The sequence below is a fragment of the Streptomyces sp. NPDC088766 genome (genome assembly GCF_044750845.1).
Lineage (GTDB): Bacteria > Actinomycetota > Actinomycetes > Streptomycetales > Streptomycetaceae > Streptomyces.
On record NZ_JBIVKQ010000030.1, the window covers coordinates 21,591 to 47,752 of the forward strand.

The 26,162-nt window shown below is 73.6% G+C and carries 23 protein-coding genes; 7 read left to right on the plus strand and 16 right to left on the minus strand.

Annotation, left to right across the window (positions count from 1 at the left end; genetic code table 11):
- Positions 1-33: 33 nt before the first annotated feature.
- From ACIP5W_RS31165 to gabT, 3 genes are all read right to left on the minus strand, one after another.
- Positions 34-1,479 carry an aldehyde dehydrogenase family protein gene (locus ACIP5W_RS31165; RefSeq protein ID WP_401480641.1) on the minus strand — a complete coding sequence of 482 codons (1,446 nt, stop codon included), beginning with the start codon at positions 1,477-1,479 and terminating at the stop codon, positions 34-36.
- A gap of 163 nt (positions 1,480-1,642) precedes the next feature.
- On the minus strand, positions 1,643-2,311 hold the full coding sequence (locus ACIP5W_RS31170) for a phosphatase PAP2 family protein (protein WP_401480643.1): 669 nt from the start codon (positions 2,309-2,311) through the stop codon (positions 1,643-1,645).
- Between the two features lie 646 nt (positions 2,312-2,957).
- Positions 2,958-4,292, minus strand: a complete 1,335-nt coding sequence (gabT, locus tag ACIP5W_RS31175) for a 4-aminobutyrate--2-oxoglutarate transaminase (RefSeq protein WP_401480645.1) — start codon at positions 4,290-4,292, stop codon at positions 2,958-2,960.
- 268 nt (positions 4,293-4,560) lie between these two features.
- On the opposite strand from gabT, the gene ACIP5W_RS31180 reads away from it, so the two are divergent.
- Both ACIP5W_RS31180 and ACIP5W_RS31185 read left to right on the plus strand, forming a co-directional pair.
- Positions 4,561-7,023, plus strand: a complete 2,463-nt coding sequence (locus tag ACIP5W_RS31180; RefSeq protein WP_401480647.1) for an ATP/GTP-binding protein — start codon at positions 4,561-4,563, stop codon at positions 7,021-7,023.
- 176 nt (positions 7,024-7,199) lie between these two features.
- On the plus strand, positions 7,200-8,831 hold the full coding sequence (locus ACIP5W_RS31185) for a PucR family transcriptional regulator (protein WP_401480649.1): 1,632 nt from the start codon (positions 7,200-7,202) through the stop codon (positions 8,829-8,831).
- A 249-nt stretch (positions 8,832-9,080) separates the two neighbouring features.
- On the opposite strand, the gene ACIP5W_RS31190 is transcribed toward ACIP5W_RS31185, so the two are convergent.
- The 7 genes from ACIP5W_RS31190 to ACIP5W_RS31220 all read right to left on the minus strand — a co-directional run bounded on the left by ACIP5W_RS31190 (position 9,081) and on the right by ACIP5W_RS31220 (position 16,884).
- Positions 9,081-9,533 carry a hypothetical protein gene (locus ACIP5W_RS31190; protein WP_401480651.1) on the minus strand — a complete coding sequence of 151 codons (453 nt, stop codon included), beginning with the start codon at positions 9,531-9,533 and terminating at the stop codon, positions 9,081-9,083.
- A gap of 135 nt (positions 9,534-9,668) precedes the next feature.
- On the minus strand, positions 9,669-11,102 hold the full coding sequence (locus ACIP5W_RS31195; protein WP_401480653.1) for an NAD(P)/FAD-dependent oxidoreductase: 1,434 nt from the start codon (positions 11,100-11,102) through the stop codon (positions 9,669-9,671).
- A 49-nt stretch (positions 11,103-11,151) separates the two neighbouring features.
- Positions 11,152-11,952 (minus strand): ABC transporter permease, encoded by an 801-nt coding sequence (locus ACIP5W_RS31200; RefSeq protein WP_401480656.1) that lies wholly within the window; start codon positions 11,950-11,952, stop codon positions 11,152-11,154.
- A gap of 1 nt (position 11,953) precedes the next feature.
- Complete coding sequence (locus ACIP5W_RS31205) at positions 11,954-12,883, minus strand: ABC transporter permease (RefSeq protein WP_401480658.1); 930 nt, start codon at positions 12,881-12,883, stop codon at positions 11,954-11,956.
- Positions 12,883-14,073: an ABC transporter ATP-binding protein gene (locus tag ACIP5W_RS31210; protein WP_401480660.1), complete on the minus strand. Its 1,191-nt coding sequence runs from the start codon at positions 14,071-14,073 to the stop codon at positions 12,883-12,885. The genes ACIP5W_RS31205 and ACIP5W_RS31210 overlap by 1 nt, the downstream gene beginning before the upstream one ends.
- Positions 14,039-15,286: a spermidine/putrescine ABC transporter substrate-binding protein gene (locus ACIP5W_RS31215; protein ID WP_401480662.1), complete on the minus strand. Its 1,248-nt coding sequence runs from the start codon at positions 15,284-15,286 to the stop codon at positions 14,039-14,041. Before ACIP5W_RS31215 ends, ACIP5W_RS31210 begins: the two co-directional genes overlap by 35 nt.
- A gap of 53 nt (positions 15,287-15,339) precedes the next feature.
- On the minus strand, positions 15,340-16,884 hold the full coding sequence (locus ACIP5W_RS31220) for a gamma-aminobutyraldehyde dehydrogenase (protein WP_401480664.1): 1,545 nt from the start codon (positions 16,882-16,884) through the stop codon (positions 15,340-15,342).
- A 211-nt stretch (positions 16,885-17,095) separates the two neighbouring features.
- Here ACIP5W_RS31220 and ACIP5W_RS31225 point away from each other — a divergent pair, with 211 nt between their 5' ends.
- Positions 17,096-17,653 (plus strand): NADAR family protein, encoded by a 558-nt coding sequence (locus ACIP5W_RS31225; RefSeq protein ID WP_401480666.1) that lies wholly within the window; start codon positions 17,096-17,098, stop codon positions 17,651-17,653.
- A gap of 46 nt (positions 17,654-17,699) precedes the next feature.
- Here ACIP5W_RS31225 and ACIP5W_RS31230 read toward each other — a convergent pair whose 3' ends face one another.
- A complete protein-coding gene (locus tag ACIP5W_RS31230; protein ID WP_401480668.1) occupies positions 17,700-18,623 on the minus strand; it encodes a DUF4190 domain-containing protein in 924 nt (307 codons plus the stop codon).
- A gap of 360 nt (positions 18,624-18,983) precedes the next feature.
- Between ACIP5W_RS31230 and ACIP5W_RS31235 the strand changes: the two genes are divergently transcribed.
- Together ACIP5W_RS31235 and ACIP5W_RS31240 are read left to right on the plus strand one after the other, a co-directional pair.
- The gene (locus tag ACIP5W_RS31235; RefSeq protein WP_401480742.1) at positions 18,984-20,069 is read left to right on the plus strand and encodes an adenosine deaminase; all 1,086 of its coding nucleotides are present in this window, start codon (positions 18,984-18,986) and stop codon (positions 20,067-20,069) included.
- A gap of 38 nt (positions 20,070-20,107) precedes the next feature.
- Positions 20,108-20,794 (plus strand): glycerophosphodiester phosphodiesterase, encoded by a 687-nt coding sequence (locus ACIP5W_RS31240; RefSeq protein ID WP_401480670.1) that lies wholly within the window; start codon positions 20,108-20,110, stop codon positions 20,792-20,794.
- A gap of 178 nt (positions 20,795-20,972) precedes the next feature.
- On the opposite strand, the gene ACIP5W_RS31245 is transcribed toward ACIP5W_RS31240, so the two are convergent.
- Positions 20,973-21,497 (minus strand): hypothetical protein, encoded by a 525-nt coding sequence (locus ACIP5W_RS31245; protein ID WP_401480672.1) that lies wholly within the window; start codon positions 21,495-21,497, stop codon positions 20,973-20,975.
- Between the two features lie 166 nt (positions 21,498-21,663).
- Here ACIP5W_RS31245 and ACIP5W_RS31250 point away from each other — a divergent pair, with 166 nt between their 5' ends.
- Together ACIP5W_RS31250 and ACIP5W_RS31255 are read left to right on the plus strand one after the other, a co-directional pair.
- The gene (locus tag ACIP5W_RS31250; RefSeq protein WP_401480674.1) at positions 21,664-22,599 is read left to right on the plus strand and encodes a hypothetical protein; all 936 of its coding nucleotides are present in this window, start codon (positions 21,664-21,666) and stop codon (positions 22,597-22,599) included.
- 142 nt (positions 22,600-22,741) lie between these two features.
- A complete protein-coding gene (locus tag ACIP5W_RS31255) occupies positions 22,742-23,998 on the plus strand; it encodes an SLC13 family permease (protein WP_401480744.1) in 1,257 nt (418 codons plus the stop codon).
- A gap of 152 nt (positions 23,999-24,150) precedes the next feature.
- Here the strand turns inward: ACIP5W_RS31255 and ACIP5W_RS31260 are convergent, their stop codons facing one another.
- The 4 genes from ACIP5W_RS31260 to ACIP5W_RS31275 are packed head-to-tail and all read right to left on the minus strand — an operon-like array spanning position 24,151 to position 26,129.
- A complete protein-coding gene (locus ACIP5W_RS31260; RefSeq protein ID WP_401480676.1) occupies positions 24,151-24,672 on the minus strand; it encodes a hypothetical protein in 522 nt (173 codons plus the stop codon).
- The gene (locus ACIP5W_RS31265; RefSeq protein ID WP_401480678.1) at positions 24,656-25,147 is read right to left on the minus strand and encodes an RNA polymerase sigma factor; all 492 of its coding nucleotides are present in this window, start codon (positions 25,145-25,147) and stop codon (positions 24,656-24,658) included. The genes ACIP5W_RS31260 and ACIP5W_RS31265 overlap by 17 nt, the downstream gene beginning before the upstream one ends.
- Positions 25,144-25,773: a class F sortase gene (locus ACIP5W_RS31270; RefSeq protein ID WP_401480680.1), complete on the minus strand. Its 630-nt coding sequence runs from the start codon at positions 25,771-25,773 to the stop codon at positions 25,144-25,146. The genes ACIP5W_RS31265 and ACIP5W_RS31270 overlap by 4 nt, the downstream gene beginning before the upstream one ends.
- Positions 25,770-26,129: a sortase-dependent protein gene (locus ACIP5W_RS31275; RefSeq protein ID WP_401480682.1), complete on the minus strand. Its 360-nt coding sequence runs from the start codon at positions 26,127-26,129 to the stop codon at positions 25,770-25,772. Before ACIP5W_RS31275 ends, ACIP5W_RS31270 begins: the two co-directional genes overlap by 4 nt.
- Positions 26,130-26,162 lie beyond the last annotated feature (33 nt).

Consider the following 26,162-nt stretch of genomic DNA (forward strand, 5'->3'; position numbering starts at 1 on the left):
TAGGCATCGGTGCCGGGCCCCTTCCGGGACACGTCAGAGAGCGAGACCGGTGAGGACCAGCACGCGCTCGTAGGTGTAGTCGTCCATCGCGAACCGCACGCCCTCGCGGCCCACCCCGGACTGCTTCGCACCGCCGTACGGCATCTGGTCGGCACGGTAGGAGGGCACGTCGCCGATGATCACGCCGCCGACCTCCAGCGCCCGGTGGGCGCGGAAGGCGGCCTGGAGGTCGTGCGTGAACACGCCCGCCTGGAGGCCGTACTTGGAGTCGTTGACGGCGGCGAAGGCCTCGGCCTCACCGTCCACCTTGCGCACGGTGAGGACCGGCCCGAAGACCTCCTCGCAGGAGATCGTGGCGCTCTGCGGCACGTCGGTGAGGACGGTCGGCGCGTAGGAGGCGCCCTCGCGCTTGCCGCCGGCGAGGAGCGTGGCGCCCGCCGTGACCGCCTCGTCGACCCACGACTCGACGCGCCTGGCCGCGTCCTCGCTGACCAGCGGGCCGACGTCGGTCCGGTCGTCGGAGGGGTCACCGGTGACCTGGGCCTCGACGGCGGCGACGATGCGCGGCAGCAGCCGGTCGTACACGGAGGCGTCGGCGATGACCCGCTGCACGGAGATGCAGGACTGGCCGCCCTGGTAGTTGGAGAAGGTGGCGATGCGGGTCGCGGCCCAGTCGAGGTCGGCGTCGCTCGCGAAGTCGCCGAGGACGACGGCCGCGCCGTTGCCGCCCAGCTCCAGGGTGCAGTGCTTGCGCGGCACCGAGTCCATGATCGCGTAGCCGACCTTCTCGGAGCCGGTGAAGGAGATCACCGGCAGCCGCTCGTCCTGGACGAGGGCGGGCATGCGGTCGTTGGAGACCGGCAGGATGCTCCACGAGCCGGCGGGCAGGCCGGTCTCGGCGAGCAGCTCACCGAGGATCAGGCCGGAGAGCGGGGTGGCCGGGGCCGGCTTCAGGATGATCGGCGCACCGGCCGCGATGGCGGGGGCGACCTTGTGGGCGCACAGGTTCAGCGGGAAGTTGAACGGCGCGATGCCGAGCACGACCCCCTTGGGGAAGCGCCGGGTGAGGGCCAGCCGGCCCTGGCCGCCGGCGTCGGTGTCGAGCCGCTGGGCCTCGCCGCCGTTGAACCGGCGGGCCTCCTCGGCGGCGAACCGGAACACGGACACCGCCCGGCCGACCTCGCCCCGCGCCCACTTGATCGGCTTGCCGTTCTCGCCGGAGATCAGCTGGGCGATCTCCTCGGTGCGCTCGGCGAGCCGCTTGCTGACGTGGTCGAGAGCGGCGGCACGGACGTGCGCCGGGGTGGCGGCGAACTCGTCCCGCACGGCGTACGCGGCGGCCACGGCCTCCTCGACCTGCGCGTCGGTCGGCACGCTGACCCTGCCGACGAGACGGCCGTCCCACGGGGAACTGACGTCGAAGCTGTCCTCGCCGGTGACCTGGCGGCCGGCGAGCCAGAAGGCGTGGGTGGAGGTCATAGGAGTCCCGGCCCTTCCGCGTAGTGGGGTGTGCTGGCTTTTCCTGGTCCACGGTAGGGGCGCGGGGGCGAAGGGGCGCTTGTCCGAGTCGTAGTGGTGGGGGCGGGGGGTACTCCGGTTTGGCGAGGTCGGTGCCGACGCGGCGGAGGTCCGGCCCGGTCTCCTACCGGGCGGTCCGCCGCAGGAACAGCCACAGCGCCCCCAGCAGCAGCACGCCCAGGCACCAGCTCGCCGCCACGTCCAGGGGCCAGTGGTAGCCCCGCCGTACGAGCCCGAAGGAGACGGCCGCGACCAGGACGACGGCCGTGGCGGCAACCGTCCGGCGGGCCGGCCGGGAGCCGAGCCGGGGCAGCAGGACGAGCACGGCCGCCCCGTAGGCCACGGCCGCCGTCGCGGTGTGCCCGGAGGGGTAGTACCCGGTGGCCGGCGGCACGGCGGGCGTGCCCGGCCGGTCCGTCCACTCCTTCAGCGGTACGACGATCAGCGGCACCAGCACCATCAGCGCCGCCCCGGCGAGGGACGGCAGCCACCACCGCGGCACGCCCGCGGACCGCGCGCGCCGGGCGGCGTACCCGGCGATCAGTACCAGCACCGGGACCGCGACCTGCACATCGCCCAGGTCGGCCAGCAGTTCGGCGCCCCGGTCGGGGTGCACGAGAGCCCGGCTCAGGCGCGCGTCCAGGTCCAGCAGGGGCCCCTCGGCGGCGACCTGCCAGGTGATCAGGGCGAGCAGGAGCGCGGGCAGGCCGAACAGCAGCGTGCCCAGGGCGGCGCGTCCGGGGACCGGCGGCGCCGCGGTGCCCTCGGCCTCCGGGTGGGAGCGGGTCGACATGGGCCCCAGCTTGTCAGGAACGGGTGTGCTCCAGGATCGCGGCGTCCGGCGGGGCGCGCCGGCGGGGCCGCGCTCCTCCTCCCGGAGGTGGATGCCGGGGGCGGTGTCGACGTGGCGGTGCATGGGGCCCCTGGCGCGGTACGGGGCGAGACGTGCCGTGTCGCAAGCGAGCGCAAAAGAAGACCCCGATGTGAACCGGGGTCCGCGGGCAGTGGCGTGTCTCCGGGCGGCCTCTGTCCCAGAAGGAGGTCGGCCGCCCCGGAACTGGGGGGATGGTTCCGGGGCGGCCGTCCGGATCGGGATGCCGCGCGCCCCGGGGGGTCTGGGGCGGGCGACCGTCCGATCGGTGAGGAGATGCGGAGCGGGCAGCTCCGGTCGTGTGCGCGAGGCACGACCAGGTCGAAGCCGGGGAGGCCCCGTCCTGGGTTCGCCCACAGTCCCCTGTGGGCGGGGGGTATCTCTCATCTGGGAAGAACCTACGGCAGCGACCGGCGGGACGACAGACTGATCCGCCTCCCGCCATCCACCCCGCACACGTTCTTCACACGCTCTGCCCGGCCCGGAATTCCGTGGCTCCCGGACCGGACGCGCAGGGCCTGCCCGGGACACGGGCGACCGCTCGCCCGGGAGGCGGGTGAGAGTCCGCTCAGACGCCGGCGAAGGCCTGCTCGATGATGTCGAGGCCCTCGCCCAGCAGGTCCTCGCCGATCACCAGCGGCGGCAGGAAGCGCAGCACGTTGCCGTAGGTGCCGCAGGTCAGGACCAGCAACCCCTCCTGGTGGCAGGCCTTGGCGAGCGCGGCGGTCGCCTCGGGGTTCGGCTCCTTCGTCGTGCGGTCCTTGACCAGCTCGACGGCGATCATCGCGCCGCGGCCGCGCACGTCGCCGATGATGTCGAACTTCTCCTGCATGGCGGTCAGGCGGCCCTTCATGACCTCCTCGATCCGCTTCGCCCTCGCGTTGAGGTCCAGCTCCTTCATCGTCTCGATGGAGCCGAGCGCGCCGGCGCAGGCGACCGGGTTGCCGCCGTAGGTGCCGCCGAGGCCGCCCGCGTGCGCGGCGTCCATGATCTCGGCACGGCCGGTGACGGCGGCGAGCGGCAGACCGCCCGCGATGCCCTTGGCGGTGGTGATCAGGTCGGGGACGATGCCCTCGTCCTCACAGGCGAACCACTGGCCGGTGCGGCAGAAGCCGGACTGGATCTCGTCGGCGACGAAGACGATGCCGTTGTCGGCGGCGAACTGGCGGATCGCGGGCAGGAAGCCCTTCGCCGGCTCGATGAAACCGCCCTCGCCGAGCACCGGCTCGATGATGATCGCGGCCACGTTGTCCGCGCCGACCTGCTTGGAGATCTGGTCGATGGCCTGCGCGGCGGCCTCGGGGCCGGCGTTCTCGGCACCGGTCGGCCAGCGGTAGCCGTAGGCCACCGGCACCCGGTAGACCTCGGGCGCGAACGGGCCGAAGCCGTTCTTGTACGGCATGTTCTTGGACGTCAGCGCCATCGTCAGGTTCGTCCGGCCGTGGTAGCCGTGGTCGAAGACGACGACCGCCTGGCGCCTGGTGTACGCGCGGGCGATCTTGACGGCGTTCTCGACGGCCTCGGCACCGCTGTTGAACAGCGCGGACTTCTTGGCGTGGTCGCCCGGGGTCAGCTCCGCGAGGGCCTCGGCGACCTCGACGTAGCCCTCGTAGGGGGTGACCATGAAACAGGTGTGGGTGAAGTCGGCGAGCTGTGCGGCGGCCCGGCGTACGACGGCCTCGGCGGAGGCGCCGACACTGGTCACCGCGATACCGGAGCCGAAGTCGATCAGACGGTTGCCGTCGACGTCCTCGATGATGCCGCCGCCCGCGCGCGCGGTGAACACCGGCAGCACAGAGCCCACGCCCTGCGCGACCGCGGCGACGCGGCGGGCCTGAAGCTCCTGCGACTTCGGGCCGGGGATGGCGGTGACGACGCGGCGCTCCTGCGGAAGTGCGGTCATGGGGGCTCCCTGATGATCTTGCGTACCGGGCGTACCGGGGTGCGTCCGCACGGACGCACAGGTCCTTTTCTCGCAGGTTAGGCCGGGTGAGGGGGTGCGGGCATGCTCCATGTGGGCGTTGTCGGCGACCTCCGTTGTCCGTCGTGGACATAGCCGCTGAGGGGGTCCGCCGCCGGCGCCCGGCCGCGTAAGCGGTGAACTCCCCAGGCGGGGGCGTTAGATTGACCCGGCGATGGTGGACGGAGCGGCCGGTCAGGGGGCAGGGGCGATGGACAGCGACGGGACGCAGGACGCGCGGGGCACGCACGCGGATCCCGTGCCGCGCCCGGCGGTGCCGCCGGAGCGCCCCGCCGGACCTCCCGGTGTGCCGCCCCGGCCGGGCCAGGCGCCGCCGCTGCCCGCCGGTGCTCCGCCCCGGCCCGCAGGCGAGCCGTCGGTGCCGCAGGCCGGCGGGCCGGGCGCCCGGGCCTCCTCCGCGGTCGCGGCGTGGCTGAACGAGTCCCGTGCCACCGCCCGGCCGGGCATCTGGCGGTTCGGGTACCGGCTGCCGAAGGGCGCGCGGGCGACCGAGCGGCTCGCGCCCGTCACCGTCGTCGGCCTGCTCATCCCGCTGGTGGTGGCGCTGGTGCTGTGGTCGCTGTGGCGCCGCGGCGGCCTGCCGTACCAGTTCGCGCCGTTGCGGCTGTTCACCCCGGACGACTGGTGGTGGGGCGGCACGCTCGCCTCCCCGAAGACCATGGAGGGCGCCGAGGCCAGGGTGGTGTACGACGGCGTCTTCTTCGCCGTCCTGGTGTACGCCATGGGGCGGCTGGGCAGCTGGCCCGACGTCGTACGCCACTTCGTCGGCCGTCGGCCGCAGCCCGCGCGGGCGCTGCTCGGGCTGCTGGGCGCCCTGGTCGCCCTGAGCTTCGTGTTCCCGGACGCCTTCCCGGGAGTGGGCTGGGACCCGCTGCCCGTCGTCGACCCGCTGTTCTCCCTGGTCGCCCTGATCGCCGGCGGCTACGGCCTGTTCGCCTCCCGGCTGTTCACCGACTCGCTGTACACCGTGGTCACCCTGCTCGTGGTGTGGCCGTTCGCGCTGGTCGGCGACTGGTGGCCGTACCTGAGGAAGCGGCTCGCCGCCCGGCGCGCGGCCGCCGGTCCCCGGACGCCCGTTCCCGTCGAGCGGCCGCGTGCCGAGTGGCCGGAGCTGCGGGACGCCGGGCAGCACGAGGCGGCCGAGGTGCTGACTGCCGAGGTCACGGCCGGGCGGATGAACGACGTCGACTGCGCGCGCGTCACCCGCGCGTGGACGACGGGCCGTCCGGACTTCCGCGAGACCGTGCTGCGGCGGGCCGGGGCCGCCTGGACCCACCCCTCCGGCTCCCGCGACCTGCCGGGGCGCACCGGGCGCCACGACCTGCTCGCGCACCAGGTGCGCATCGGGCGGTGGGTGGCCGCCGAGCGCGCCCCGGCGGCTTACCACGACGCGGGCGCGGCGCTCGGCCCGGACGTGCTGGGCACCTCGCTGCTCGCGGTCGGCCCGTCCGGCTCGGGCAAGACGCGGACGCTGGTGGAGCCGGTCGTCGAGGCGCTGGCCCTCCAGGCGCTCACCGGGTCGTGCGCGCTCGTCGCCGTCTCCTCGGCCGGAAGCCCGCTCGCCTCCGACTCCGCCTTCGACGTGATCGTCCGGATCGGGGACCCCGCGTCGGTGCACGACCTCGACCCGTACGCCGGGTCCGACGACGCCGACGAGGCCGCCGCCGTCCTCGCCGAGGCGCTGGTGGGCGATCTCGACACGGTGAGCGCCCAGGGCGCGGCCACCGCCCTCGCCCAGCTCCTCGGCCCCTATCGGGCCGTGCACGGCCGCTTCCCCGCGCTGCCGGTCCTGCGCGAGCTGCTGGAGGGCGGGCCGACGGCGCTGTCCGCGCTGCGCGAGGCCGTGGCCGGGGACGAGGTCATGCGCCGCGAGCTGGACGCGCGCGTCCGGCAGGCGGGCGCGCCCGGCGACCCGGGCCGGGCCCTCGCCGACCGGCTGGCGCTGCTGAGCCGGCCGGTCCTCGCCGGTTTCCTCGGCGGTAACGGCGGGAACGGCGGGGCACCGAGCGGAGCGCACCGGGCGTTCTCCCTGCGGGCCGTCGCCCACCATCCGCTGCGGGTGCGCGTGGATCTGCCCGAGCGCGGCCACGAGGAGGCCGGACGGCTGATCACCCGGCTGGTCCTCGCCCAGTTCCACACGGTCGTGCGGGAGGCGGGGCGCACGCACTTCGCCGCCCTGGTCCTGGACGACGCGACGGGCGCGGTGACCGCCGGGTCGGTGCGCCGGATCCAGGGGTTGCGCTCGCAGAACGCGGGCGTGCTGCTCTCCCTGCGCACGGTCGCCGACGTGCCCGAAGTCCTGCACGGCCCGCTGTACGGGGCCGTTGGCTGCCGGATGGCGTTCTCCGGGATCACCACCTGGGACGGCAGCCGGTTCGCACAGACCTGGGGCACCGAGTGGGTGGAGACGACGGAGGTCGCCAAGCACACCGTCTTCGCCGACCAGCCGATGACCCGGGCCCTGCACGCCCTGCGCAAGCTGGTCACCGGCAAGGCCGTGACCACGGACGCGGTGACCGTGCGCCAGGTGGAGCGCGAGCGGTGGTCGGCGTCGCAGCTGGCGCACGAGGTGCCGCCGGGGCACGCGGTGCTGTCCCTGACCACCGTCGGGGGCGAGCACGCGCCGCCACTGCTGGTGGATCTGCGCGGCTGAACGGATTCCCGGGTCTGCGCGGCCGGGCGGTCTGCGCGGCTGAGGGGATCCGCGCGGCCGGAACGAAGCGCGGGACACCCCTCCAGTGAGGCAGAATCGACATGGCCGCTTCATACGAAGCGGCCAAAAGATCACCGGTCGACCGCCCTCGTGTCCGCCTCCGACCTGAAGGTCCCATGCCCCCCACGCTCGCCTCGCTCGTCCACCACTCCGCGCTGAAGCTGACCGTGCGGGCGGGCGGGGACCGTCTGGACGTACCGGTGCGCTGGGCGCACGTCAGCGAACTCGCCGACCCCGTGCCCTACATGGAGGGCGGGGAGCTGCTGCTGATCACCGCGCTGAAGCTGGACGCGGAGGACCCGGAGGCGATGCGGCGCTACGTGCGGCGGCTGGCCGGGGCCGGGGTGGTCGGACTCGGCTTCGCCGTCGGCGTCAACTACGAGGAGATCCCCCAGGCCCTCGTGGACGCGGCCGAGGAGGAGGGGCTGCCCCTGCTGGAGGTGCCCCGGCGCACGCCGTTCCTCGCCATCAGCAAGGAGGTGTCGGCGGCGATCGCGGCCGACCAGTACCGCGCGGTGACGGCCGGTTTCGCGGCCCAGCGGGAGCTGACCAGGCAGGCGCTGACGGACGGCCCGGAGGGCCTGCTCGCCGCGCTCGCCTCCCAGGTCGACGGCTGGGCCGCGCTCTACGACGCCTCGGGCACCGTCGTCGCGAGCGCGCCGGAGTGGGCGGGGCGGCGGGCCGCGCGGCTCACGGCGGACGTGGAGCGGCTGCGGGAGCGTCCGGCGCCGGCCTCGGCGGTGGTCGGCGGGCCCGAGCACTCCGACCACGACGACCGGGTCGAACTGCACTCCCTGGGCACCGGCCGCCGCCCGCGGGCCGCCCTCGCGGTCGGCACGGCGTCGACGCTCGGCACGGCGGAGCGTTACGCGGTCCACTCGGCGATCGCCCTGCTGACCCTCACCACGGAACGCTCCCGCTCGCTCCAGGCGGCGGAGCAGCGGATCGGGGTGGCGGTGCTGCGCATGCTGCTGGCGGGCGAGCCGGACCACGCGCGGGCCGTCGCCGGTGACCTCTACGGCGGCCTGCTGGACGCTCCGTTCCGGGTGCTGTTGGCCGAGCCGGCGTCGGCGCGGGCCCACACCGACGCGTCCTCGCACGCGCGCGTGCCCGGCTCCGCCGACCGGGCCGGGGACCCGCTGGGGCTGCTCGCCGAGGTCGTGGAGTCGGCGGCCGCCCGGTCCGGGGAGACCGTGCTGGTGGTGCCCGAGGGCGAGCGGCTGGTGGTGCTGGCCGCCGACGGGGGCGCGGCGGCCGCGGCCGCCGCCTCGTACGGGGCGGCGCTGGAGGACGCGCGCGCGTCCGGATCGGAGGGCGAGGAGGACGAACTGGTCGTCGGCCTGTCGGCCCCGGCCGGTCCGATCGCCGCGGCGGCCGCGTACAAGCAGGCCGAGCAGGCGCTGTCGGTGGCGCGGCGCCGGGGGCGGGTCCTCGTGGAGCACGAGCAGCTCGCGGCGGGCTCGATCCTGCCGCTCCTCGCGGACGACGCGGTGAAGGCCTTCGCCGACGGTCTGCTGCGGGCCCTGCACGAGCACGACGCGACGGGCCGGGGCGACCTGGTGGCCTCCCTGCGCGCCTGGCTCTCCCGCCACGGCCAGTGGGACGCCGCGGCGGCCGACCTGGGCGTCCACCGGCACACCCTCCGTTACCGCATGCGCCGCGTGGAGGAGATCCTGAACCGCTCCCTGGACGACCCGGACGTACGGATGGAGCTGTGGCTGGCCCTCAAGGCGACGGCACCGGACTGACCTGCTCCTCGGACTGAAGCCCGGGGACCCCGGCCTGCTCGCCGGCTGCCGTGCCGCTGTGCGGCATGTGCACCGGGCGGGCTTCCGCGGCTTCCCGGCGGCGAGAACGAATCCCGGTGGCCGCCGGGCAGCGGTGCGGGCCGCGTCGGCCGCACGGGCGGCCGACGTCGGTGGCGCGCAGGCGTCACCGAGCCGAGCGGCGGCGTTCCCGGCCCCGGCCGGGGCGGGTGACGGGCCGGGGCGGGCGGGTCAGCCCCCGTCTCTCCCGACGGGGCCCGCCGCCGCCTCGTGCATCGCCAGTTCGAGAAGGGCCGGGTCGGTCAGGGTGCCCGAGCCGTCCGGCGGTACCAGCCAGCGGACGCCGCCGGTCGCGCGGCCCGGGTGGGGCACGACGATCCAGGTGCCCGGCCCGGCCGTGCGGATGCCGGTGCCGACCCAGCGGGCGGCCGTGCCCGGCGGCACGAGGAAGCCCACCCGCTGGTCGCCGAAGTCGGCCAGCACGGGGCCGGGCCGGTCGAGGACGCGGGTGAGGACGTCGAGCGTGGGAAAGCCGAGTCCGCCCGGCAGGATGAGCACGTCCCAGGCCCTGCCCGCGGGCAGGAGGGCGACCCCGAGGGGGTTGCGCTCCCATTGCCTGCGGCAGACCTCGGGATCCGGTGCGACGGATGCCAGCCACTCGACGGCCGTCTTCGTCCCGGCCATGGGTACCTCCCTGTGTCTCGTCGACGCGTGCGCGTCACGAGGGAGAGGGAGGTCCCGGGCCGGCATTACGCGGGTCGGGCGTCCTCGTCGGAGTGAACCGGCGCCGGCGCGGACCGGCCCGCGCCGGCGGAACCCTCAGCTGTCGAAGCCGAGCCCGAGCCGGTCCATGGTCCGCAGCCACAGGTTGCGCCGGCCACCGTGCGTGTCCGCCCGTGCCAGCGACCACTTGGTGAGCGCGATGCCGGTCCAGGCGAACGGTTCGGGCGGGAAGGGCAGCGGCTTCCTGCGGACCATCTCCAGCGAGGTCAGCTCGGTGGGCTCGCCCGCCAGCAGGTCGAGCATCACCTCGGCGCCGAACCGGGTCGCGCCCACGCCGAGCCCGGTGTAGCCGGCGGCGTACGCCACCTTGCCGTGGTGGGCCGTGCCGAAGAAGGCCGAGAAGCGCGAGCAGGTGTCGATCGCGCCGCCCCACGCGTGCGTGAAGCGCAGCCCCTCCAGCTGGGGGAAGCAGGTGAAGAAGTGCTCGGCGAGTCTGGCGTACGTCTGCGGCCGGTCGTCGTACTCGGCGCGCACCCGGCCGCCGTACGGGTAGATCGCGTCGTAGCCGCCCCACAGGACGCGGTTGTCGGCGGAGAGCCGGAAGTAGTGGAACTGGTTGGCGCTGTCGCCGAGGCCCTGCCGGTTCTTCCAGCCGATCGCGTCGAGCTGCCCGGCGCTCAGCGGTTCCGTCATCAGCGCGTAGTCGTAGACGGGCACGGTGTAGGCGCGGACCCGTCTGACCAGGTTGGGGAAGACGTTCGTGCCGAGCGCGACCTGCCGCGCGCGGACCCGCCCGTACGGGGTGCGGACGGCCATCCCCGCACCGTACGGCTTCAGCGTCAGCGCGGGGGTGTGCTCGTGGACGCGGACGCCGAGGCGCAGGCACGCCCGCTTCAGGCCCCACGCGAGCTTGGCCGGGTGGAGCATGGCCACGCCGCGGCGGTCGTACAGACCCGCCCGGAAGGTGGGTGAGGCGACCTGCTCGCGCACGGCGTCGCCGTCGAGGAACTCGATGCCCCCGGCGAGGCCCCTGCCCTCGATCTCCTCGTACCAGTCGCGCAGTTCGCGCGCCTGGTACGGCTCGGTCGCCACGTCGATCTCGCCGGTGCGCTCGAAGTCGCAGTCGATGCCGTACCGGGCGACCGCCGCCTCGATCTCGTCGAGGTTGCGCGCGCCCAGTTCCTCGAGCCGGTGGATCTCGTCCGGCCAGCGGGTCAGCCCGTTGGCCAGACCGTGGGTGAGGGAGGCCGCGCAGAAGCCTCCGTTGCGGCCCGAGGCGGCCCAGCCCACCTCGCGGCCCTCCAGCAGCACCACGTCCCGCTGCGGCTCGCGCTCCTTGGCGACCAGCGCGGTCCACAGTCCGCTGTACCCGCCGCCGACGACCAGCAGGTCGCAGGTCGTGGCGCCGGTGAGCGCGGGCTCGGGGTGGGGCTTGCCCGGATCCTCCAGCCAGTACGGGACCGGCCGCGCCTGCGAGAGCGATGTCGTCCAGTGATGGTCTCTGCCACGGCTCATGGCGCCAGGGGCCATGATGTCAACTCCCTACGGCGGGCTCTCGACGGGTCGGGAAGGCGAGGGCTTACGCCTTCTGCCTCTTACGGCGGTTGGTGACGACCATGGAGGTCAGCACGAGCAGGACGGCGATGAGGAACATGGCCGTGCCGACGACGTTGATCTGGACGGGCGTTCCGCGCTGTGCCGAGCCCCAGACGAACATGGGGAAGGTGACGGTCGAGCCCGCGTTGAAGTTGGTGATGATGAAGTCGTCGAAGGAGAGCGCGAAGGCGAGCAGCGCGCCCGCGGCGATGCCCGGTGCGGCGATCGGCAGGGTGACCCGCAGGAAGGTCTGCAGCGGGCCGGCGTACAGGTCCTGGGCCGCCTGTTCCAGCCTCGGGTCCATCGACATGACGCGTGCCTTGACGGCCGTCACGACGAAGCTGAGGCAGAACATGATGTGGGCGATGAGGATCGTCCAGAACCCCAGCCGCGCGCCCATGTTGAGGAACAGGGTGAGCAGCGAGGCCGCCATGACGACCTCGGGCATGGCCATGGGCAGGAAGATCAGCGAGTTCACGGCGCCGCGCGCGCGGAAGCGGTAGCGGACGAGCGCGAAGGCGATGGCCGTGCCGAGCGCGGTCGCGCCGAGTGTCGCCCAGAGCGCGATCTGGAGGCTGAGCGACAGCGATCCGCAGAGTCCGGAGACCCCGCAGGGATCCTTCCAGGCGTCCGTGGAGAACTGCTGCCATGCGTAGTTGAAGCGCCCCTTCGGCTTGTTGAAGGAGAACACCGTGACGACGACGTTGGGCAGCAGCAGATAGGCGAGCGTGAAAAGGCCCGCGATGACGACGAGATTCTTCTTGAACCAGTTGACGAAGGGCATTTCAGACCAGATCCTCCGTCCCCGACCTGCGGATGTAGAAGGTGACCAGGAAAAGGATCGCGGCCATGAGGAGGAACGAGAGGGCCGCGGCCGTCGGATAGTCCAGCACCCGCAGGAACTGCGTCTGGATGACGTTGCCGATCATGCGGGTGTCGGTGGAGCCGAGGAGTTCGGCGTTGACGTAGTCGCCGGACGCCGGGATGAAGGTCAGCAGCGTGCCGGAGACCACGCCCGGCATCGACAGCGGGAAGGTGACCTTGCGGAAGACGGTGACGGGTCTGGCGTACAGGTCGCCGGCCGCCTCGTGCAGCCGTCCGTCGATGCGCTCCAGCGAGGTGTAGAGCGGCAGGACCATGAACGGCAGGAAGTTGTACGTCAGACCGCAGACCACGGCCAGCGGTGTGGCCAGCACCCGGTCCCCCGAGGTCCAGCCGAGCCAGCCCGTCACGTCCAGCACGTGCAGCGTGTCGAGGGCGCCGACGACGGGCCCGCCGTCCGAGAGGATCGTCTTCCAGGCGAGGGTGCGGATCAGGAAGCTGGTGAAGAACGGCGCGATCACCAGGACCATGATCAGGTTGCGCCAGCGGCCCGCGCGGAGGGCGATGAGGTAGGCCAGCGGGTAGCCCAGCACCAGGCACAGGATCGTCGCGGCGGCCGCGTAGAGGACCGAGCGCAGGAACTGCGGCCAGTAGTCGCCGAGCGCGTCCCAGTAGGTCGCGAAGTGCCAGGTGACCTTGTAGCCCTCTTCGAGGGAGCCCGTCTGCACGGACGTGGAGGCCTGGTAGACCATCGGCAGCGCGAAGAAGACCAGCAGCCAGAGCAGGCCGGGCAGCAGCAGCCAGTACGGCGTCCAACGGCCCCGTCTGCGGGGCGGGCCGGTCTCGGGGGCTGTCGGGGACAGGGGCGGTGGCGCCTGCGTGAGCGTCGCCATCAGAGCGCCGCCTCTTCTTCCAGGCCGGCGTCGATGTCCTGCGTCGCGTCCAGGCCGAAGGTGTGGGCCGGGCTCCAGTGCAGGACGACCTCGGCGCCGGGGACCAGCCGGGTGTCGCGGTCGACGTTCTGGACGTAGACCTCCAGCTCGGGGCAGACGGCGCTGTCGACGACGTACTGCGTGGAGACGCCGATGAACGAGCCGGCGGCGATGGTGCCGGTGACGCGGTTGCGGCCCGCCGGTATCTCGCCCGCGTCGTCGGCGTGGGTGAGGGAGATCTTCTCGGGGCGGACGCCGACCAGCACCTTGCCGCCGGTGGTGGCCGGCGCGGCGCAGCGGGCCCCGGGCAGCACGAGCTTGCCGTCGCCGGCCCTGAGCACGATGTCCTCGCCGCTGCGGGAGTCGACCTCGGCCTCGATGAGGTTGGAGGTGCCGAGGAAGTTCGCGACGAACGTGCTGCGCGGGTTCTCGTACAGGTCGGCGGGCGAGCCGAGCTGCTCGACGCGGCCCGCGTTCATCACGGCGACCGTGTCGGCCATCGTCATGGCCTCCTCCTGGTCGTGCGTGACGTGCACGAAGGTGATGCCGACCTCGGTCTGGATGCGTTTCAGCTCCAGCTGCATCTGGCGGCGCAGCTTGAGGTCGAGGGCGCCGAGGGGCTCGTCGAGGAGGAGCACCTCGGGGTGGTTGATGAGGGCGCGGGCCACGGCGACGCGCTGCTGCTGGCCGCCGGAGAGCTGGTGCGGTTTCTTGCGGGCCTGCTCGCCGAGCTGCACCAGCTCCAGCATCTCCTCGACCTGCTTCTTGACGCTCTTGATGCCGCGCCGGCGCAGGCCGAAGGCGACGTTCTCGAAGATGTCGAGGTGCGGGAAGAGGGCGTAGGACTGGAAGACGGTGTTCACGGGCCGCTTGTAGGGCGGGAGGGCGGTGACGTCCTGGTCGCCGAGGTGGACGGTCCCGGACGTGGGCTCCTCCAGGCCGGCGATCATGCGCAGGGTGGTGGTCTTGCCGCAGCCGGAGGCGCCGAGCAGGGCGAAGAAGGAGCCCCGGGGGACGGTCAGGTCGAGCGGGTGGACGGCGGTGAAGGAGCCGTAGGTCTTGCTGATGCCGGACAGGCGGACGTCGCCGCCGGCGCTGGTCGTCGTCTTCATCTCGTCACGCCCCAGTGAGCTTCGCGAACTGCGCTTCATAAGCCGTCTCTTCCTTCGCGCTCAGCGAGCGGAAGGCGTGCGACTTGGCCTGCATGGCCTTGTCGGGGATGATCAGCGGGTTGTTCGCCGCGTCCTCGTCGATCTTCGCCAGTTCGTCCTTCACGCCGTCGACGGGACAGACGTAGTTGATGTAGGCGGCGAGTTCGGCGGCCGGCCTCGGCTCGTAGTAGTAGTCGATGAGCCGCTCGGCGTTCGTCTTGTGACGTGCCTTGTTGGGGATCAGCATGTTGTCGCTGGACGTCATGTAGCCGCTGTCCGGGATCACGAAGTCGACGTCCGGGCTGTCGGCCTTGAGCTGGACGACGTCGCCGGCCCAGGCGATGCAGGCGGCGAAGTCGCCGCTGGTGATGTCCGAGGTGTAGTCGTTGCCGGTGAAGCGGCGGATCTGGCCGCTGTCGACGCCCTTCTGGAGCCGGGCGACGGCCGCCGCGTAGTCGTCGTCGGTGAACTTCCCCGGGTCCTTGCCCATGTCCAGCAGGGTCATGCCGATGCTGTCGCGCATCTCGGTGAGGAACCCGACCCGGCCCTTGAGCCTGGGGTTGTCGAGGAGGTCGGAGACGGACTTCACCTCGATGCCGTCGAGCGCCTTCTTGTTGTAGGCGATGACCGTGGAGATGCCCTGCCAGGGGTAGGAGTAGGCCCGTCCGGGGTCCCAGTCGGGGCTGCGGAACTGGCTCGACAGGTTGGCGTAGGCGTGCGGCAGGTTGGACGGGTCCAGCTTCTGGACCCACCCGAGGCGGATGAGGCGGGCGGCGAGCCAGTCGGTGAGGACGACGACGTCGCGGCCGGTGTCCTGGCCCGCGGCGAGCTGCGGCTTGATCTTGCCGAAGAACTCGTTGTTGTCGTTGATGTCCTCGGTGTACTTGACCTTGATCCCGGTCCGTTTCGTGAACGCGTCGAGCGTCGGGTGGTGTTTGCCCGCCTCGTCGACGTCCATGTACTCGGTCCAGTTGGAGAAGCTGACGGTCTTCTCCTGCGCCGAGTGGTCCTCGGCGGACGTACCGCCCTCGGTCTTGCCGGCCGCGGGGATCCCGCAGGCGCTCAGCGCCCCGAGACCGCCCAGCGTCAGGGCGCCGCCCGCCGAGGCGCGCAGCAGCGACCTGCGGGTCATGGCCGCCCTGCCGCCCCGGAGACTGCGTCGTATGGCGGCCGCCTGGGGCGGGGTCAGGCGGTCTGGCTCGTACTGCTCCATGCGCGTGGTGCCCTTTCGGGAGGATTCGGCCTGGTCGGCGGCCGGATTCGTGACTATCGGTCCCCGAAGACGGTGCGGTGCCAGTCCTTGCGGACCACCGCGGTGTTGTCGAACATGACGTGCTTGATCTGGGTGTACTCCTCGAACGAGTACGCGGACATGTCCTTGCCGAAGCCGGATGCCTTGTATCCGCCGTGGGGCATCTCGCTGATGATCGGGATGTGGTCGTTGACCCACACGCATCCGGCCTTGATCTCGCGCGTCGCCCGGTTCGCCCGGTAGACGTCCCGGCTCCACGCCGAGGCGGCCAGCCCGTACGGCGTGTCGTTGGCGAGCGCGATCCCTTCGTCGTCGCTGTCGAAGGGGAGGACCACGAGGACCGGGCCGAAGATCTCGGACTGGACGATCTCGCTGTCCTGCGCGGCGTCCGCGACCAGGGTGGGGAGATAGTACGCGCCGTTCCCGAGATCTCCCTGAGGGGCCTCGCCGCCGGTCACCACGCGCGCGTAGGCACGCGCCCGGTCGACGAAGGCGGCGACCCGGTCGCGCTGGACGTGCGAGACCAGCGGTCCGAGGTCGGTGCCCGCGGCGAAGGGGTCGCCGAGCCGGACGGTCTCCATGAGGGCGGCCGTCCTCTCGACGAACGCCTCGTAGAGGGGCCGCTGCACGTACGCGCGCGTGGCGGCCGTGCAGTCCTGCCCGGTGTTGATGAGCGAGCCGGCGACCGCGCCCTGCACGGCGGCGTCCAGGTCGGCGTCGTCGAAGACGACGAAGGGCGCCTTGCCGCCCAGCTCCAGGTGCAGCCGCTTCACGGTGGCGGTGGCGATCTCCGCGACCCGCCGGCCGACGGCGGTGGAGCCGGTGAAGGAGGTCATGGCCACGTCGGGGTGGCCGACGAGGCGCTCGCCCGCCTCCCTCCCGGTCCCGGTGACGATGTTGATCACGCCGTCGGGGATGCCCGCCGCGGTCGCCGCCTGCGCGAAGAGGAGGCTGGTGAGCGGGGTGAGTTCGGCGGGCTTGAGGACGATCGTGTTGCCCGCGGCGATCGCCGGGAGGATCTTCCAGGCGGCCATCTGGAGGGGGTAGTTCCAGGGGGCGACGGAGCCGACGACCCCGATGGGTTCGCGCCGTACGTACGAGGTGTGGTCGCCGGAGTACTCGCCGGCCGACTGGCCCTGGAGGTGCCGGGCGGCCCCCGCGAAGAAGGCGGTGTTGTCGATGGTGCCGGGGACGTCGAACTCGCGGGTCAGTTTCAGCGGCTTGCCGCACTGGAGGGACTCGGCGCGGGCGAAGTCCTCGGCCTGCCCGGCGAGGACGGCGGCGAAACGGTGCAGGGCGTCGGAGCGCTCGCCGGGGGTGGCGCCCGCCCAGGCCGGGAAGGCGGCCCGGGCGGCGGCCACGGCCGCGTCGACGTCGTCCGTCCCGGCGAGTTCACAGGTGAGGACCTCTTCCCCGGTGGCCGGGTCGACCACGGCGTGCGTGCGGCCGGACGTGCCCGTGCGGAGGCGGCCCGCGATGTACTGGGCGCCGTCCGCGAAACGTTCCTGCGCGGGAAACCGGCCGAGTGGGTCCGGGGTGGTGCTTCCCGGGTTCTGCATGTCGCTCTCCTCCGCCTTCGCCCCGATGTCCGCGGGGGCGGGTGACGTAGCTCCAGCTTGATTTGAGTGCCGATCCTGACAGAGCAATAGGACGCCAACAAGTGATTCCGTTGTTGCCTTTTGGTTACGCGACGGAATCTGTCGACCAGGTGTCGAGTCGGGCCGGAAAAGGCGAGACGCCCTGTCAGTGGCGCGTGCCACAGTGGAATGCATGGCGAAGATCGATTCCCGGGAAGCCCTGGTCAGGGAGGTCCGGACGGGGGCGAGAATCAAGTATCTGCACTTCTGGGGCCACCGCGCGCGGCACGACGGACAGGTGGGCACGAGCTGCCTGAGCCAGTGGTGGCCGTCCCCGTTCACCGTGGCCGGCGTGGAGTACCGCACGGCCGAGCACTGGATGATGGCCGGCAAGGCACGCCTGTTCGGCGACGCGGAGGCGGAGCGGCGGGCGCTGGTCGCCGCTCACCCCTCCGAGGCGAAGAAGGCCGGGCGGCTGGTGCGCGGCTTCGACGAGGCGGTCTGGGAGCGGGAGCGGTTCCGGATCGTGGTCGAGGGCAGCGTCCACAAGTTCGGCGCGGACCCGGAGCTGCGGCGGTACCTGCTGGACACGGGCGAGCGAGTGCTGGTGGAGGCGAGCCCCGTGGACCGTGTGTGGGGCATCGGCCTCGCCGCGGACGACGAGGCCGCGACGGACCCGGAGCGCTGGAGGGGCCTCAACCTGCTGGGCTTCGCGCTGATGGAGGCGAGGCTGCTGCTGCGGGGTGCTTGAGGGGGCCGGGGCGGAGGGCCTGGGAGAGGGCCGGGGCCGCCCGGCCCTACGGCGCCACGGTGACCAGTACGGCCAGGCCCACCCCGAGGGCCAGCCCGACGGCCCCGCAGATGATGCCGGCCAGGGCCTGACCCGGGTTCGTGGCCTCGCCCCGGTTGGCCTTGCTCCTGCCGATCAGTCCGAAGATCAGGGCGAGGACGCCCACGATGATCGCGACCGGCCAGAGACAGAAGCCCACGGCGGCGACGATACCGAGGACCATCGCCGTGATCCCCATGCCGTTGCTCGGGGCCGGCTGCATGCCGGGCCACCCGTAGGGGCCGGGGGTGCCGCCGTAGCTCGGGGTGGCGCCGTAGCCGGGCGGGCCCGGGTGGCCGTAGCCGCCGGGGTAGCCGTACGGCACCTGTCCGGGGCCGTCGGGGGACATCGGCGGCGGCGGCACCGCTCCGTCGGCGGGCGGGGCGAAGGGGCTGGGGCCGCCCACCGAGCCGGGCGAAGCGGTACCGGGACGGGGCGGCGGGAAGGACGCGAACGAGGCGTCGCCCTGGGGGGTGCCGGCCGCGGGGGCCGGCGTCACGGCGGGCAGCGAGGTCACCGTCTGCTGGTCGTGGACGGAGGACGGCGCGTGGTCCTGCGGTGTGGGCACCTCGCCGGCGTCAATGGTGACGCCGGAGCCGTGGTCCGGGGCCAGGGCGGGAGCGGGCCAGGGGTCGGCCGCGGGGACGGGGCCGGCGGAGGTCCACGCGTCCTGCGGGGCGGGCTCCGCCCCGTCCCGGGTGGAGGCGCCGGGCGCGGTCGTGGCATCCGCGGCCGGGCCGCCGGCCGCACTCCCCCCGTCCGACGTGGCCGGCTTGTCCAGGGGCACGTGGGCGTACTGCGGCCCTTCCGTTCCGTCGGGCACGGAGCCGGGCGCGACCCACGGATCGTGGGACGGATCGTCGGCCGGACCACCGGGTGCGTCGTCGGACATGCGCGGGACCCCCTCTGTCATGCGTCCCGCAATGCTAGGGCCTGTCCGTCACGTCCCGTAGGCCGGCCGGGGCGGGGCGGGCGAGCGGGCGGGGAATCGGTCGGACCGACCGCGAGGCCGGACCCCGACGGCCCGGACGGCGACCGCCCGGACGGCGACCGCCCGGACGCCGACGGCCCGGACCCCGACCGCCCGGGGACTGAGGCCACAAGGCCGGAGACCACAAAACCCGGAGCCACAGCGCCTGACGCCACAGCACCGACGGCGAGGGCACCGCCGCGGGCCCGCCCTCGTCCGTCGAGGCCCTCGTTCCTCCCCCGACCCGTCCGCCTACGATGATGCCGTCCCACCGATCAGCCGATCACCCGCACCCCCGCCGGCCCGCGTGGCCCGGGGTGCCGTCCCGGGGAGGACCCCTTGACCCTGAACGCCTTCGTCGCCGGCCTGCCCAAGGCCGAACTGCACGTCCATCACGTCGGATCGGCCTCCCCGCGGATCGTCTCCGAACTCGCCGCCCGGCACCCGGACTCCAGGGTCCCCACCGACCCGGAGGCGCTGGCCGACTACTTCACGTTCACCGACTTCGCGCACTTCATCGACGTCTACCTCTCGGTCGTGGACCTGATCCGCACCCCGGAGGACGTCCGGCTGCTGACGTACGAGGTGGCCCGCGACCTGGCACGCCAGCAGGTGCGCTACGCCGAGCTGACCATCACCCCCTTCTCCTCCACCCGCCGCGGCATCGACGAGCGTGCCTTCATGGACGCGATCGAGGACGCCCGCAAGGCGGCCGAGGCGGAGTTCGGCACGATCCTGCGCTGGTGCTTCGACATCCCCGGCGAGGCCGGCCTGGAGGCCGCCGAGGAGACGACACGACTGGCCACCGACGACCGGCTGCGCCCCGAGGGGCTGGTCTCCTTCGGCCTCGGCGGGCCCGAGATCGGCGTACCGCGCCCGCAGTTCAAGCCCTACTTCGACCGGGCGATCGCGGCCGGGCTGCGGTCCGTTCCGCACGCCGGGGAGACCACCGGACCGGAGACGGTGTGGGACGCCCTGACCCATCTGCGCGCCGAGCGCATCGGGCACGGCACCAGTTCCGCGCGGGACGAGAAGCTCCTCGCCCACCTCGCCGAGCGCCGCGTCGCGCTCGAGGTGTGCCCGACCTCCAACATCGCCACCCGCGCGGTCCGCACCCTCGACGAGCACCCGCTGCGGGACTTCGTCGAGGCGGGCGTCCTGGTGACGATCAACTCCGACGACCCGCCCATGTTCGGCACCGACCTGAACAGTGAGTACGACGTCGCCGCCCGCCTCCTCGACCTGGACGAGCGCGGGCTGGCCGACCTCGCGAAGAACGCCGTCGAGGCGTCCTTCCTCGACGGGCCCGGCAAGGCGAGGATCGCCGCCGAGATCGACGGGTACACCACGAAGTGGCTCGCCCCCTGACGGCTGCCCCGCTCCCCGGCCACCACCACAATGGGCCCATGCAGACCGTGACTGCCGTGGCCCACCGCGGCGACCCCTACCGCGTCCGTGAGAACACCCTCGACTCACTGCGTTCCGCGCTCGAACAGGGCGCGGACGCCGTCGAGATCGACGTACGGCTCACCCGGGACGGTGTGCCCGTGCTGCTGCACGACGAGACGCTGAAGCGGCTGTGGGAGCGGGACCGGCCGCTGCTGTCGCTGTCGGCGGCCGAGGTGCGCGGGCTGACGGAGGGCGGGGTGCCGACGCTGGCGGAGGCGCTGGCGGCCACCGGGGACAGCCGGGTGATGATCGACCTGCCGGGCACCCGGGAGGTGCGGACGGCGCGCCGGGTGGTGGACGCCGTCCGCGAGGCCGGGGCGGCGGAGCGCGTCTACTACTGCGCCGGTGCCACCGCGATGCTCGCCGTCCGGGCCGCCGACCCGTCCGCCGAGATCGCCCTGACCTGCACGAGCCTGGCACCGCCGCGGCCCGCGCTGCTGGCGGCGGTCGGACCCCGCTGGCTCAACTACCGCTTCTCCCTCGTCGACCGCGACATGGTCGCCCGGATCCACCGGGACGGCCGGCTGCTGTCCGTGTGGACCCCGGACACCCGCCGCTCCATGCGCCGGCTCATCGACCTCGGCGTCGACTCGATCACCACCAACCGCATCGACGTCCTGCGCGCCCTCCGCGACAGAGGCTGACCGGCGGCGGGCGAGCGAGCGGCGGGCGGGCGGCGGGCGGCCGGTACGGCTGCAACGCGATGGTCGCCGGGACCCGGAACCCGGGACCCGGGCTGGACACTGGTCCGCTCGGTCGACGCGACGGACGCGAAGGGCGAGGGGATGAACCCGGTGGCCGAGCGCATCGCCCTCGCCGCCCTCAAGCAGTCGCCGGGGTCCAGGCGTTGGGGGCGGTGAGCGCCTCCAGCCGCTTGATCTTGCGCCGCACGACGTACAGCGGGATCACGCCGAGGACGCCGAACGACATGTCCAGCACGCTCCACCAGAAGGGGATGCCGCGGATCGGCCCGCAGATCAGGGCCAGCGGAATGATCCCGGCGCAGGCGATCATCGCGAACTCGACGACCCAGACGTTGCGGACCGGGTCCCGGTAGGGGCCGTGGAAGGCGACCGCGATGACGAGGTGCGCGAAGGCCAGCCAGTCGGTGCCGTAGAGCACGAAGGGGTACTCGGCGTCGACCACGTCGAGCCCCTGCCGTACCCGCACGATCCAGTCCATGAGGGCGGGGAGGTGCTCCGGCACGGACAGGGCCCGCAACAGGTCCTCGGTCCGGTGCAGTTCGTGCACGAGGGGGAAGGCCGTGGCGCCGCTGAGCACCAGGCAGACGACGAAGACGGCAAGCCAGGCTCGGATGCCCCGGAGAAGGGCGGCTCTGTCGCTCATGCGGGCACCTTACGCCCACGAGTTGAACATGTTCAAAACAGGGTCGGCACCCGCCACGCCGCCGGACCCGCTCCCCTTTCCCTCATACCCATGGGGGGTATAAGCTGACCCGCGTATACCCCCATGGGTATGCATGGCAGACAGAGAGACGAGTCGGGAGCCCGGTATGAACACCCTGCAGAAGATCGGCGCGTTCACGGCGGCGCTGGCCACGGCCTTCGGCGCCGCCTACGGGGTCGGCACGGCACTCGGCCCGGCCGACCCGGGGGCGACGGCCGCCGGACACACCGGGAGCCACAGCCCGGAGCCGGCCGCGAGGCCCTCGGCCGGGAGCCTCCTGCCGGCCGGCCTCCAGGTGTCCCAGAGCGGCTACTCCCTGGACCTGGAGACCACCGCCGTACCGGCGGGGAAGAGCAGCCTGCGCTTCGTCGTCCGGGACGCCGGCGGCGACCCCGTGACCCGCTACGAGACCGCCCACGGCAAGCAGTTGCACCTGATCGTCGCCTCACGCGAGCTGACGACGTACCGCCACCTGCATCCCGTCCGGGCCGCCGACGGCACCTGGAGCGCACCGGTGGACCTGCCTGCCGCGGGCGGCTACCGCGTCTTCGCGGACTTCGTGCCGGCCGGTGGGAGCGAGGGCCTCACCCTCGGCTCCGACCTGTCGGTCACCGGGCCGTACCGGGCGAGCCGGCCGCCCGCGCCCGCGGCGACCGCCACCGTCGACGGCTACACCGTCGCCCTGGAGGGCACGCTCGCCGCGGGCGGGGAGAGCGACCTGACCTTCACCGTCCGCCGGGACGGACGGCCGGTCACCGGCCTGGAGCCCTACCTCGGCGCCTACGGCCATCTGGTCGCCCTGCGCTCCGGCGACCTGGCCTACCTGCACGTCCACCCGCACGAGGAGGCCGAGGGCGAGAAGACGTCCGGGCCCGAGGTGTCGTTCGCGGCCACCGCGCCCAGCACCGGCACCTACCGGCTGTTCCTCGACTTCAAGATCGACGGGACGGTCCGCACCGCGGCGTTCACGGTACGGACGGGCGCCGCACCGGCACCCGAGAGCGGCCCCGGCACCCACGAGGAGAGCTCGCACGGCCACTGAGCCCGCCCGGCGCGCCCCTCCCCTGCGTCTCCCCCTGCGGCGCCCGCGGCCGTGAGCCGCCCACCGCCAGGGACTCCCGACAACAGCGGGGCACGGATGTGCGACCCTTTCGGGCGTGATTGTCCTGCGACGTCTTCATGCACTGGACCGGGTGGCGATCGGTCTCCTCGCGGCCGGACTGGTCTGCGTGGCCACGGGGCTGCTCCCCACCGGCTCCGCCTCGGACGCGATGACCCGTGTCGCCCCGCTGGTGGCGTTCCTCGGCACGGTGATCGTGCTCGCCGAGCTGACCAGCCGCGCCGAGGTCTTCGACGTGGTCGCGGCCGGTGTCGCCCGCGCCGGCCGAGGCAGGTACGCGCTCCTCTTCCTGCTCTGCGTGGCGTTCGCCTCCGTCACCACCATCGCCCTGAACCTCGACACCACGGCGGTCCTGCTCACCCCGGTGATGCTGGCGATGGCCGCCCGCGTCGGCATCGCAGCCCTCCCCCTGGCGATGACCACGGTCTGGCTCGCCAACACGGCGAGCCTGCTGCTGCCCGTCTCCAACCTGACGAACCTGCTGGCGGCGGACCGGGTCGCACTGTCCCCGCCGGGGCTGGCGGGCCGCATGTGGGCCCCGCAGCTCGCGGCGATCGCGGTGACGGCGGCCTGCCTGTGGGGGTTCTACTGGCGGCGGGGACGGCGGGGCGCGCCGGGGCCCGGTGAGACGGCCCCGGGCACCGGGCCGGGCGCGGCGCTCGCGGCGGACGTACGGCCCGAGGCCCGTCCGGATGCGCGGGGCGCGGGCCGTTATGCGCCGCCCGGTCCGCACCGGCCCGCCGACCCGGTGCTGTTCCGCGCCTGCGCGCTGGCCTGCGGCGGGTTCCTGCTCGCGATCCTGGTCGCGGACGTGGAGCTGTGGCTGGCCTCGGCGACGGCCGCCGTGGTCGTCGTCGTGGCCTTCGCGGTACGCGACCGCGCCGCGCTGCGGCTCTCCCTGATCCCGTGGCGGCTGCTGGTCATGGTCCCCGGCATGTTCCTGGTCGTGGAGACCGTCAACGCCAACGGCCTGCACACCCTGCTGGCCTCCGCGATCGGTGACGACGGCGGCCTCGCGGGCATGTTCCGCGCGGCGGCGGTCGGCGCGGGCCTGTCCAACGTCCTCAACAACCTCCCCGTCTACCTGGCGGGCGAGGCGGCCGTCCCCCTGGCCAACCACGACCAGCTGCTGGCCCTGCTGGTCGGCACCAACGCCGGTCCGCTGATCACCCCGTGGGCCTCCCTGGCGACCCTGCTCTGGTACGAACGCTGCCACGCGCACGGCGTACGGGTGCCGCTGGCCCGCCTGATGGGAACGGGTGCGGTCCTCTCGGTGGCGGTGGTGACGGCGTCGGTGACGGCACTGGCGTTCACACGGTGAGGGGCACCGGGCGGCCCGGCACCGGACCGGGCGCCTGCGGTCCGCCCCGCGCCGGCGCCGGCACCGGCCCCGGCACCGGCCCCGGCCGCGCCTGAGCCCTTCGCAGGGGCCCCGGCACGGACCCCGTCCTCGGCCGCGGCGCGAGGGCGGGCTCACCGGCGCGTGGCGGCCTCCGAGGGCGCGCTCGACGGCGCGCTCGACGACGTGGTCGGTTCGGTGGACGGCGACGGTGCGGCCCGCTGCCGCGACTCGGGCGGTGACGGCGCGGCTCGCTGCCGCGGCCCGGTGCGGTCGGGGCCGGGCGTGGGCAGCGCGGTGGTGGGGCCGGGGGCCCGGGTTCGCCGGGCGAGGTCCGAGGTGGGTACGGGTGACGTCGACGGGGTCGGCACGGCCGACGGGCTGCTCGCGGGCGGCGGGGCCATCGGGACCACCGGGGCGGCCGGCCCGTCCTGTCCGCCGGAACGCAGCGGCAGGACGACGAGCGTGGCGAGCGCGCAGGTGGCTCCCACTCCCACCGCGGTCCGCAGCAGCCGACGGCGGACGGCGCCGCGACGGACCGCCTCGTAGCGGCCGGGCGGCGGGGCGAGGTGGCCGGCGGGGGGCCGCAGGATGACGGTCAGCGGGTCGTCGGGGGCGCGCGTGCCGTCGTCGGCGTCGTCAGCGTGCGTGATCAAGGCTTCTCCCCAGGTGTGCGCGGAGCAGTTCGCGGGCCGCGTGCAGATCGGCCTTGACGGTTCCTTCCTTGCGTCCGGTGAGCAAGGAGACCTCCCGGATCGGCATGTCAGCGTAGTAGTGCAGCAGGATCGGCACCCGCAGCCGGTCCGGCAGCGACTGCACGAGCAGCCGGACCGAGGGGTCGGCCGGCGGGGCGGGCGGGTTGACCGCGGCCTCCACGGTCGCCCGGCGCACGGCCCGGCGTTCGCGTTCGAGCTTGCGCCAGTGGTCGCGGACCAGGTTGGCCGCGGTGACGTAGAGGAAGCCCTGCGGTTCGGCGACCGCCGTCCAGCGCGCCCAGAGCCGGGTGAACGCCTCCGAGGCGATCTCGTGGGCGGTCTCGTCGTCGTCGACGAGCCGGCGGCACCAGCCGGCCAGGCGCGGGTAGAGGGCGGCGAAGAGTTCGGCCGCCGCCCTCTCACGGGACCGCTTCACCGCTCTCCCGCAGAGGTCAGGACCGCGAACACGATCACGTTGTCGCGGTACCCGTCCCCGGTGACCGGCCCGCCGCAGGTGATGAGACGCAGCTCGGGCCGGTCCACGTTCCCGTAGACGTCGGCCGTGGGGAACTCGGCCTTGCCGACGGTCCGTACGGCGGTGACCGCGAAGTCCGCGCTCGTGCCGTTCTCCAGGCGCGCCGTGATCCCGTCGCCGGGCCGCAGCCGGTCGAGCCGGCGGAAGACGCCGTCCCCGTACTTCCCGACCGTGACGTGGCCGAGGATCACCGACGGCCCGGTCTGGCCGGGCGTCGGCGAGTACCGGTACCAGCCGGCCCGGTCGTCGGCGGTGACGGCGGGCACCTCCACGCTGCCGTCGGCCTGAAGGCCCAGCCGTACGACCGGGGTGTCGACCCCGATGGCCGGGATCCGCAGGGCGACGGGCGCCGAACGCCCCGGCGGGCGTGCCGCCCCCGCCCCGCCCCCCGGCAGGGGAGCGGACGGGGTGAGCGGCGAGGAGGGCGGTGTGCCCGGGGCCCGGTCGGCCGGGTGGCCGCCGGTGCAGCCCGCGAGCAGGCCGGCGCCGGCCGCGGCGAGGAAGGCGCGCCTGGAGTACGGGCTCATGCGCCGGTCGTCCTCCGGCGCCGCAGGACGTACACCCCGGCGCCGCCCGCGGCGAGGGCCGCGGCGACCCCGCCGCCGATCACCGCGTCGGCACCGGACGACGGCGCGGCCGTCGCGGCCGCACCGGTGTCGGCGGCGCCGCGGGGGACGACGGGGACCTGGTTCCGGGAGTCCGGCATCACAGTGGGTTCGGTCACCGGCGTCGCCTCGGCGGGGGCGCGGGTGGGGGCGGTCGCGGGGGTGGACGGGGCGGGCGTGGGCGTCCCCCCGTCGGCGAACGCGGGCCCCGCGCCGATCAGCAGGGCGGTGCCCGCGACTGCCAGGGCGTGGAAGCCGGTTCGGCGTGTGAATCGCATGTGTCGCTCTCCTTCGTCGGTCCGCACGGGCTG